Source organism: Salinispora pacifica DSM 45544, from assembly GCF_000378845.1.
Taxonomy (GTDB): Bacteria; Actinomycetota; Actinomycetes; order Mycobacteriales; family Micromonosporaceae; genus Micromonospora; species Micromonospora pacifica.
In genome coordinates, this window is the sequence record NZ_KB905359.1 from 3,018,746 (window position 1) to 3,027,849 (window position 9,104).

General features: G+C 70.6%; 8 protein-coding genes. 5 read left to right on the forward strand and 3 right to left on the reverse strand.

What is annotated here, in order from left to right:
- Nucleotides 1-501 precede the first annotated feature (501 nt).
- The 5 genes from pdhA to SALPAC3_RS0113695 all read left to right on the forward strand — a co-directional run bounded on the left by pdhA (nt 502) and on the right by SALPAC3_RS0113695 (nt 7,078).
- Nucleotides 502-1,677: a pyruvate dehydrogenase (acetyl-transferring) E1 component subunit alpha gene (gene pdhA / locus SALPAC3_RS0113675; RefSeq protein ID WP_018221791.1), complete on the forward strand. Its 1,176-nt coding sequence runs from the start codon at nt 502-504 to the stop codon at nt 1,675-1,677.
- Nucleotides 1,677-2,666, forward strand: a complete 990-nt coding sequence (locus SALPAC3_RS0113680; protein WP_018221792.1) for an alpha-ketoacid dehydrogenase subunit beta — start codon at nt 1,677-1,679, stop codon at nt 2,664-2,666. Before pdhA ends, SALPAC3_RS0113680 begins: the two co-directional genes overlap by 1 nt.
- A 5-nt stretch (nt 2,667-2,671) precedes the next feature.
- On the forward strand, nt 2,672-4,138 hold the full coding sequence (locus tag SALPAC3_RS0113685) for a dihydrolipoamide acetyltransferase family protein (protein ID WP_018221793.1): 1,467 nt from the start codon (nt 2,672-2,674) through the stop codon (nt 4,136-4,138).
- A gap of 230 nt (nt 4,139-4,368) precedes the next feature.
- Entirely contained in the window at nt 4,369-4,506 is a 138-nt protein-coding gene (locus tag SALPAC3_RS28380) for a hypothetical protein (RefSeq protein ID WP_018221794.1), read from the forward strand.
- A 364-nt stretch (nt 4,507-4,870) separates the two neighbouring features.
- On the forward strand, nt 4,871-7,078 hold the full coding sequence (locus SALPAC3_RS0113695) for an LppU/SCO3897 family protein (RefSeq protein ID WP_026185540.1): 2,208 nt from the start codon (nt 4,871-4,873) through the stop codon (nt 7,076-7,078).
- A gap of 278 nt (nt 7,079-7,356) precedes the next feature.
- Here the strand turns inward: SALPAC3_RS0113695 and SALPAC3_RS29410 are convergent, their stop codons facing one another.
- From SALPAC3_RS29410 to SALPAC3_RS0113710, 3 genes are all read right to left on the reverse strand, one after another.
- A complete protein-coding gene (locus tag SALPAC3_RS29410; RefSeq protein ID WP_018221796.1) occupies nt 7,357-7,548 on the reverse strand; it encodes a hypothetical protein in 192 nt (63 codons plus the stop codon).
- Nucleotides 7,549-7,821: 273 nt separating this feature from the next.
- On the reverse strand, nt 7,822-8,013 hold the full coding sequence (locus SALPAC3_RS0113705; RefSeq protein WP_018221797.1) for a DUF397 domain-containing protein: 192 nt from the start codon (nt 8,011-8,013) through the stop codon (nt 7,822-7,824).
- On the reverse strand, nt 8,004-8,771 hold the full coding sequence (locus SALPAC3_RS0113710; RefSeq protein WP_018221798.1) for a helix-turn-helix domain-containing protein: 768 nt from the start codon (nt 8,769-8,771) through the stop codon (nt 8,004-8,006). The genes SALPAC3_RS0113705 and SALPAC3_RS0113710 overlap by 10 nt, the downstream gene beginning before the upstream one ends.
- Nucleotides 8,772-9,104: the final 333 nt, after the last annotated feature.

Below are 9,104 nucleotides of genomic sequence, written 5' to 3' on the forward strand. Positions count from 1 at the left end.
ACGCCACCCTCCTCGTCGTCCTCAGCCAACGGGAGTGACCCCGACCGGGCAGCCTCGGCGCTGGCAGTACCCTCACTCTGACGTAGTAACACTGCGTATAACAATTGGCACAGCGTGTCGACACGCCAATGCGCCAGGAGTGGCACGAATCGTCCCGGTTGGCGTTGCACCACTGCCGTCGACACTCGGGAATCCGGATAACAAAGCGGGCACCCGGCCGGACGCGGCCGGGCCGGACTGTGGGCGTGCTCACGTGTGATGCGAGTATGGACCACGACGGCAACGCAGCCGGACCTCCGCGCACCCCGCAGGCGGTACGGCTGGACGCCGGCGCTCCCGAACCGGATCCACTCCCCTGGATCCGGCTCACGCCGCGCGGCAACCCTCACCGGGGCTAGGCGTGGCCGCCAGGATCTTGTCCGGCAGCAGTCGGGCAGGCGCACGAGTTGCGCGCCGTCGGGTTACCCCCGACGCCGACGCAGACACGACAGGGAGAGACGGATGGCAAAAGGCGACCCCGGGGTCAGCACCCGCGGCCGGCGGGCCGTACCCCGATCCAGGAAGGGCGCGACCGGCGACCCCGAGCTGGTGCAGCTGCTCACCCCCGAAGGTGAGCGCATCGAGAGTGTGACCGGGCCGGACGGCACCGAATACCGGGTCGACTTCACCGACGAGGAGTACCGCAGCTTCTATCGGGACCTGGTGCTGGTGCGGAAGCTGGACGCCGAGGCGACCGCCCTGCAGCGGCAGGGCGAGCTGGGCCTCTGGGCGAGCCTGCTCGGCCAGGAGGCGGCCCAGGTCGGTTCCGGCCGGGCGCTGCGTACGCAGGACATGGCCTTCCCGACCTACCGGGAACATGGCGTCCTCTACTGCCGGGGCATCGACCCGATCATGCCGCTGGGCCTGTTCCGCGGAGTCGACCAGGGCGGCTGGGACCCGAACGAGTTCAAGTTCAACATGTACACGATCGTGATCGGGGCGCAGACGCTGCACGCGACCGGGTACGCCATGGGCATCACCATGGACGGCAAGACCGGCACCGACGAGGGCGAGGCGGTGATCGCCTACTTCGGTGACGGCGCCACCAGCCAGGGCGATGTCAACGAGTCGTTCGTCTGGGCCAGCGTCTTCAACGCGCCGATGGTCTTCTTCTGCCAGAACAACCAGTACGCCATCTCGGAGCCGCTGGAGCGCCAGACGCGCATCCCGCTCTACCGGCGGGCCGCCGGCTTCGGCTTCCCCGGCGTCCGGGTGGACGGCAATGACGTACTGGCCAGCTACGCGGTGACCCGGCACGCGCTGGACAACGCGCGACACGGGCAGGGGCCGAGCCTGATCGAGGCGTACACCTATCGGATGGGGGCGCACACCACCTCCGACGACCCCACCCGGTACCGGATCGCCAGCGAGGTCGAGGCCTGGCAGGCGAAGGATCCGATCGCCCGGATGAAGGCCTTCCTGGAAAAGCAGAAGATCGCCGGCGACGACTTCTTCGCCGAGGTGGACGAGCAGGCCAAGCGCGAGTCGGTGCACCTGCGCGAGCGGGTGCTGGAGATGCCGAACCCGGAGCCGAGCAGCATGTTCGACCACGTCTACCCCAACGGATCGCCCCTGGTTGACCAGCAGCGGGCGCAGTTCACGCAGTACCTGGAGTCGTTCGAGGGGAGCGCGCACTGATGGCCACGGAGACCCTCACCCTCGGCAAGGCCCTCAACGCCGGCATGCGCAAGGCCCTGGAGGACGACCCGAAGGTCGTGATCATGGGCGAGGACGTCGGCAAGCTCGGCGGCGTGTTCCGGATCACCGACGGGCTGCAGAAGGACTTCGGCGACCAGCGGGTGATCGACACCCCGCTCGCCGAGTCGGGCATCATCGGCACCGCGGTCGGCCTGGCCATCCGCGGCTACCGGCCGGTCTGCGAGATCCAGTTCGACGGTTTCGTCTACCCGGCGTACGACCAGATCGTGTCGCAGGTGGCGAAGATGCACTACCGCTCCCGCGGCAAGCTGAAGATCCCGATGGTGATCCGCATTCCGTTCGGGGGCGGCATCGGGGCGGTGGAGCACCACTCCGAGTCGCCGGAGGCGTACTTTTCGCACACCCCTGGGCTCAAGGTCGCCACCTGCGCCAACCCGCAGGACGCGTACGTGATGATCCAGCAGGCCATCGCGTCGGACGACCCGATCGTCTTCCTGGAGCCCAAGCGCCGCTACTGGGAGAAGGGCCCGGTCGAGGTCGACCAGCCGCTCCCGGAGGCCTACCCGCTGCAGGCCGCCCGGGTCGCGCGGCCCGGCACCGACGCGACCCTGATCGCGTACGGGCCGATGGTGCGTACCTGCCTGGACGCGGCGACCGCCGCCGCCGAGGACGGCCGTGAGCTGGAGGTCATCGACCTGCGCACGCTCGCCCCGCTGGACCTGGGCCAGGTGTACGAGTCGGTGCGCCGCACCGGGCGGGCCGTCGTGGTGCACGAGGCACCGTCGAACATCGGCCTCGGAGCCGAGGTCGCGGCCCGGATCACCGAGGAGTGCTTCTACTCCCTGGAGTCTCCGGTGCTGCGGGTTACCGGCTACGACATCCCCTACCCGGCCTCCCGGGTGGAGGAGGAGTACCTGCCCGACCTCGACCGGGTGCTCGACGCCGTCGACCGCACCTTCGGCTGGTGAGCGAGATGTCGCGAGTCAAGGAATTCAACCTGCCCGACCTGGGCGAGGGCCTGACCGAGGGGGAGATCCTCAGCTGGCTGGTCAAGGTCGGCGACACGATTGAGCTGAACCAGCCCATCGTCGAGGTGGAGACCGCCAAGGCGGCGGTCGAGATCCCGGCGAAGTGGGCCGGCCGGGTGCAGTCGATCTTCCAGGCGGAGGGGGCGACCGTCGAGGTCGGAACGCCGATCATCGCGATCGACACGGATCCGACCGCCGGCCCGCTGGAGACGCCGGAGCCGACCGACGACGCCGCGAAGGCCTCGTCGGCGGCGGGGGAGCCCGCCAAGGGCTCGGCCGAGTCCGGTCAGAACGGCGATGCCGCGTCCGGTGGGCGCACTCCCGTGCTGGTGGGCTACGGCCCGCGTACCACCGCCGCGAAGCGCCGCCCCCGCAAGGGTGTCGCTCCGGCCGCGCCAGCCCAGGCCGCCCCCGTACCCGCCCAGCCGGCTCCCGTACCGGCCCAGCCGGCTCCCGCGCTGGCGGCCAGCGGTCCGCGTGCCACCGGCAACGGGCACAGCGGTCCGGCCGGTGGCGCTCGGGTGCTGGCCAAGCCCCCGGTACGCAAGCTCGCGAAGGATCTCGGCGTCGACCTGTCCACCCTGATCGGGTCGGGTCCGCTCGGCTCGATCAGCCGGGAGGACGTACGGCAGGCGGCGAGCGCCACCGTGGCGACGGCGCAACCGCTGGCGGCGGCCGCGGCGGTCGGTAGCCCGGCGGCGAGCGTTGGGGCGCACCGCGAGCAGCGGATCCCGGTCAAGGGGGTCCGGAAGCTGACCGCGGAGAACATGTCCCGCTCGGCGTTCACCGCGCCGCACGTGACGGAGTTCCTGACCGTCGACATGACCCGGGCGATGAAGGCCCTGGACCGGCTCCGCCAGCGGCGGGAGTGGCGGGATGTTCGGGTCTCCCCGCTGCTGCTGGTCGCCAAGGCCGTGCTGTTGGCTGTCCGGCGGCACCCGATGGTGAACTCGACCTGGGCGGGCGAGGAGATCGTCGTCAAGGACTACGTCAACCTCGGCATCGCGGCGGCGACCGAGCGTGGCCTGATCGTGCCGAACGTGAAGGACGCGGGACGGCTCACCCTGCGGGAACTGGCGGACTCGCTGACCGATCTCGTTCAGACCGCCAAGGCCGGAAAGACCTCACCGGCGGACATGTCCGGCGGCACGTTGACCATCACCAACGTGGGGGTCTTCGGCGTGGACACCGGTACCCCGATTCTGCCGCCGGGCGAGTCGGCGATCCTGGCCTTCGGCGCGGTCCGCAAGATGCCGTGGGTGCACAAGGGCAAGGTCCGGCCCCGCCAGGTCACCACGCTGGGGCTCTCGTTCGACCATCGGATCATCGACGGGGAACTCGGGTCGCGCTTCCTACGGGACATCGGCGACTTCCTCGCCGACCCGGAGGCCGCGCTGCTCGCCTGGACCTGACCGGTAGCGATCGGCTGATCCACTGACGGCCGGTGTGCCCGGGGTTGACGCCCCGGGCACACCGGCCGTCGCCTTTGGCGAGACACCTTCGGTCAGACAGCTGACTTGCCTTAGATCATTCGGCTCGTGTCCGAGCTCACCTAAGAATCGTTGGCGATCTCGGACTCGGTTGCGCTTCAATTGGTGTCAGCAGGGGCTAACGACAACCGAATAGCCAGGAGTGAGACCCCATGAGCATGATCGACCGATTCCGCAACCGTCGCGACGCCAGCCGCCGCGCCCGTGCCATCGAGCGCGCGCTGCGTTCCGCCAATTCGCCGGCGGTCCGCGACGAGATCCTCACCATCGCGCAGCGTCAGATGTACTGACCCGCCCACGACTTTTCTCGCCTCCTCCCAGAAGGCCCGTCCGGCTCCGCCGGACGGGCCTTCGCCGTTCGGCTGCGCGCACGCGTCGACCGGGTCCTGTGGCGGCTGACACCGGGATTTCGCCGTCACCCGTCGCCCGGTACGGTGGTGTTCGGTCGTCGCCCGCCGATGCGGCAGGGCGGTTCCGGATCGAACCCAATCGAAACCGCCCGGCAACACGGAGTAGCGGCCCGACGCTCCCGAAACCTCCCTTCAGGAGGACCGGATACGGTGCGGAGAGCGGCCGGGGCGCGCGGACCGGCGATGCCGGTTGCCGTGTCGCGCACCGGCGTCCGCGGCCGAAGCTGATGGAGGAGGCGCACGCATGACGTCCGAAGGCACGCACCACCCCGGCCAGCAGCCGGAAGAGGCGTCGCCGGGCGCTGGCGGACCGACGCCATATGGCGACCGGCCGGGGCAGCAGGACAACGGATACGCCGCGGGGCAGCCGGACCTGGGCTGGGCGCCTCCGCCCCCCGCCCACCCCAGCCCGCCCGGGCCCGCCTGGGCAACCGAGGCACCACCGGTCCCCGCGTGGGGCACCGCCGCGCCACCGGAACCGCACATGACGCCCGCTTCGGCGGGATGGGCCCCGGACCCGGAGATGTCGCAGCCTGGGCCGGGACGCGGCGGCCCACCGGAGGCGGCTTGGGCCCCGCCCCAGTCCACCGAACCGGCCTGGACGCAGCAGCCGCCCCCGGTCATCCGGGCCACCGCGCAGGTGCCCCAGCCAGCGCCCAGCCAGTCCACACCGGACGCCCCCGCGGCGAGCGGCCGGCCAGCGCCGATCCCCGAGTGGAACGTCGGAGCCGGCCAACCAGATCCGGCACCGTCGGGCGGCTGGGCACCCGAGGCAGCCGCTTGGGCGCCCGGAAGTCCCGCTGTCGCCACCAGCAACGAGGGCGGCTGGCAGCCCGGGGAGCCGCCGTCGAGCTTCACCGGCACGGCTACGCCCGGCGAGCGCCCCACACCGCCCTGGGTACCCGCACCACGCAGCGCGGCCGATGGGTTGAACATGCCCGGCGTCGAACCGTGGGCGCCGGAGGAGGCCTGGGGTAACGCCGAACGTTCGGCGGCTACCGGGCAGGAGCCGGCCGCCCCCGAGGAGCCTCCGGCCTACCAGCCAACGCTGGGCCCCGGCATCTCTCCCGCCAATGCGGTCCCGCTCCCGCCGCAGGAGCAGCGGATACCCGGCGCCAGCCTGGCGGCCAGCCCACCGGCCGCTGTGCCACCACCGGCCGACTTCGCCACGCCACCACCACCGGCCGCTGTGCCACCACCGGCTGGATTCGCCGCGCCGGCCGATTTTTCCGCGCCGCCGGGCGCCCCGGAACCTGCTCGCCCCGACCCTGGATTCGAGGCGGACCAGCACGGATGGCCCCCGCCGGCCGGACCGGGCGAGCCCTCCGCGCCTCCGGCGGTGCCCGCGCCGCGCACGTCCCCGGAGCCCGCCGACCAGCCCGCACCCCCGGCAGTGTCCGGCGGTGTTTCGGCCAGCGCCGCTGTGCCGCTGGGCAACCGGGTGACGCCTCCGGCCGACCCGGCCCAGGTAGCCCCCGTGTCAGCGCCACAGCCACGCGTGTACGGCCGACCCGCGCCGCCGGAGCCAGCCGAGGTCGACGGCTACCAGGCCGACCCGCAACGATTCACTCCGGAGAGTCCGCCGGAGGACGGCCAAGACACTGGGCTCGACGCCAACCGTGGCTTCGGCCCAGCCAACGAACCCAGCCCCGGCGGCGGCTTCGGTCCGGACGGTGGCTTCGGTCGCGGCAGCGAGGAACGCCCCGCCGGCTACGCGCCCGTCGTGCCAGCTCCCGCGGCGCCCTTCCCGCCGAACATCCCCGCCTTCACCGACGCCCAGGCCAGCGACCGACCGGTCAATGGCACCCGGCCACATCCGGGCGAGGAACGCCCCGCCGATCGATTCGGCGAACCGGTGACGGGTGCCGCCAGCGTCAACAGCACCACCGCCTTCGCCCCGCAACCCGAGGCAGCGTTCCCGCCACCGGCGCAGCCCCCGACCCCGGCTTGGGACCAGGCCCAACCCCCGGCCCCGGCCTGGGGCCAGGCCCAGCCCCCAACCTCAGCCTGGGACCAGGCCCAGCCGCCAGCGCAGCCCTCAACCCCATCCTGGGACCAGAATGGCTCGGCCAGTTCGGACGCGGACCAAAGCCGCTTCGACGCGTTCCAACCGATCGCCGAGCCAGCTGCCGATGCGCCTGTTCCAAAGGTCCGTAACGGCCGGGTGTTGGCTGCGGTGCTCGTCGCCGCGGTGCTGATCCTGGCCATACCGCTGGGGCTGCTCATGCTGCTCGGCAAGATCGGCGGGAACGATTCGGCACAGAGCTTCAACCCGGCAGTCGGAAGCTGCGTCAAGCAATCGGGGAACACAGGGGAAGCGGTGGACTGCGGTGACGCCGAGGCACACACAGTCGTGTCGAGAGTGAACTCCGAGGAAGAGTGCCCGGGGCCGAAACTGATCCTCTCGGGCTCCGGCAACGACCGGGTGCTCTGCCTCGAAAAGACCAACTGACCAGCCCGACCGATGGTGGGGCCACAGTCGACCTGTGACCCCACCATCGGTCGTTTCAACAGGAAACAGGGCAGCTACAACGTCAGCCAGCGGTACTGCCACTGGTTGAAGCCGACCCCTCCCAGCCCGACGAGCGCAGCGGACCGGTCAACAAATCAGCACCGCACCGCTGCTCTAGCTTCGCGCAGGCCAGGGAGAGCTCCGTCCAGGCGTGTGCGGCGTAGCGAAGCGGGGTGAGGCGGGCCTGGCGTAAATCGGCGTAGGTGATCACTGAACGCTCACCGCCCGCGGATGTCGAAGTGAGCGGCGTTGGCCTCGTCGCTGTAGCGGTAGTCCCGCGCGCAGTCGCCGAAAGCGTCACCGAGCTGGTCGAGGTAGCCGGTCAGCCTGGTTAGATCGGCCAGCCAGGACTCGTGAAGCTGCTCCAGTGCTGCTCGGGTCTGCCACCCCGGCAAACCGGAGACAGCCATTCCTGTCTCGTCCCCGATATCGGCCGCACTGCGCCGCAGGTCCTCGCGGAGGTCCGCGCAGGCGCCAGCCGCCCTATCCAATAGGTCCGGTGCTACCCGAAGCTCCGTCACCAGCGCCCCCAGCTTGATGTGGGGCTCATAGTAGTGGCGCTGTCGCGGATCGGATGTCCCCTAGCTACCGCCAGCAAGGCGGGCTACCGGAGCGACTCGGGGCTCGACCGCAGCGACGAACGTGCCCGTCCCAGGTCGGGCCGGGCACGTTCGTGGGGTAGGTCAGTCGCGTCCTGGAAGCTGGGCGACGAACGCCCGCCACGACGCCGGCCCGAACACCAGCGCCGGGCCGGTCGGGTCCTTGGAATCCCGGACCCCCACCGCACCGGACAGATTGTCGGCAACCTCGACGCAGTCGCCGCCGTTGCCGCTGCTGCGGCTGCTCTTGCGCCAACGCGCTCCGGTCAAGTCCATGATTCAGCCACTTCCCTCAGAAGATCAACTGACTGCCAGTGGGACAACGCCTCACCCCGCACGTTCTCCCACACCTCCAGTATCGCCGCCACATCGTTCGGGGTGCTAACCATCTCTCCCTCCAGCTGGCTGTCCAGGTAGACCGCCATCCGATGGTCCGCACCGGTGCCGATGACGAACGGCCCGTTGAGGCCCGCGTAGGCGCCGACGGTCAACGGCACCACGTGCAACCGGATGTGGGGGGCCGCGCAGGCTGCCAGCAGGGCAGACACCTGCTCCCGCATCGTCTCCCGGCCGCCGGCCGGGCGCCGGAGGGCGACCTCGTCGACCACGGCCGCGAACTGTGGCGGATCTTCCTTGGTGAGGATGGCCTGCCGCGAGAGCCGGGTGGCGACGAGCCGGTCGACCGCCGTGCGTCCCCGTAGACCCCCACTGGATAGCACCGCGCGTGCGTAGGCCTCGGTCTGCAGTAGGCCGGGAACAACCAGCGGCTGATATGACCGCAGCGATGTCGCCTCGCGTTCGAATTCCTGCCACGGGCGAAACCAGATCGGATTGCGACGTCTCGAAGTGTCCGGCCAGATGTCTTCCTTGTCCACACCGAGCGCATCCGCCGCCGCCGTGCGGTGCGCCGGGTGCGGAACATGATCCTTTACGAGCCACCGCGTCGTCGTTTTCCGATCAACCCCGACCCGTTCGGCGAGCGATTGAGCGGTGTGGCCAGCCTCGTTCATGGCCAGCCGAAGTGCCTCGTTCATGGGCCCCTCCGGAAGGCATTTCGGATGTCTTCGGACCATACGTCGATGGGGTTTTACTGTCCACTACTGATAGCCAGACTGAATCCGCGAAACGGCGTGAGCCGGTGGAGGTCCAATCCCGCCGGAGGCGCTGTCGGACCGCCCCCACCCGAGGGGCGGTCCTCCACCAACACCAAGGAGACCCAAATGCGAATCCGCTGGTTCAGTTGGCGGCGGAGAAACACCGCACCGCCCCGCCCGCACGGCACGAACGCGCCGTACCGCGCCCCAGCCCCGGGCCCGAGCCGCCCCACGAACCTGCCGGTCAACCTGCCGGCGTGGATGACCCAACCC

Coding starts and splice junctions, on each gene's coding strand:
- SALPAC3_RS28380 (WP_018221794.1), top strand. CDS start 4,369: ATGAGCATGATCGACCGATTCCGCAACCGTCGCGACGCCAGCCGCCGC.
- SALPAC3_RS29410 (WP_018221796.1), bottom strand. CDS start 7,548: ATGGCTGTCTCCGGTTTGCCGGGGTGGCAGACCCGAGCAGCACTGGAG.
- SALPAC3_RS0113695 (WP_026185540.1), top strand. CDS start 4,871: ATGACGTCCGAAGGCACGCACCACCCCGGCCAGCAGCCGGAAGAGGCG.
- SALPAC3_RS0113705 (WP_018221797.1), bottom strand. CDS start 8,013: ATGGACTTGACCGGAGCGCGTTGGCGCAAGAGCAGCCGCAGCAGCGGC.
- SALPAC3_RS0113685 (WP_018221793.1), top strand. CDS start 2,672: ATGTCGCGAGTCAAGGAATTCAACCTGCCCGACCTGGGCGAGGGCCTG.
- SALPAC3_RS0113710 (WP_018221798.1), bottom strand. CDS start 8,771: ATGAACGAGGCACTTCGGCTGGCCATGAACGAGGCTGGCCACACCGCT.
- pdhA (WP_018221791.1), top strand. CDS start 502: ATGGCAAAAGGCGACCCCGGGGTCAGCACCCGCGGCCGGCGGGCCGTA.
- SALPAC3_RS0113680 (WP_018221792.1), top strand. CDS start 1,677: ATGGCCACGGAGACCCTCACCCTCGGCAAGGCCCTCAACGCCGGCATG.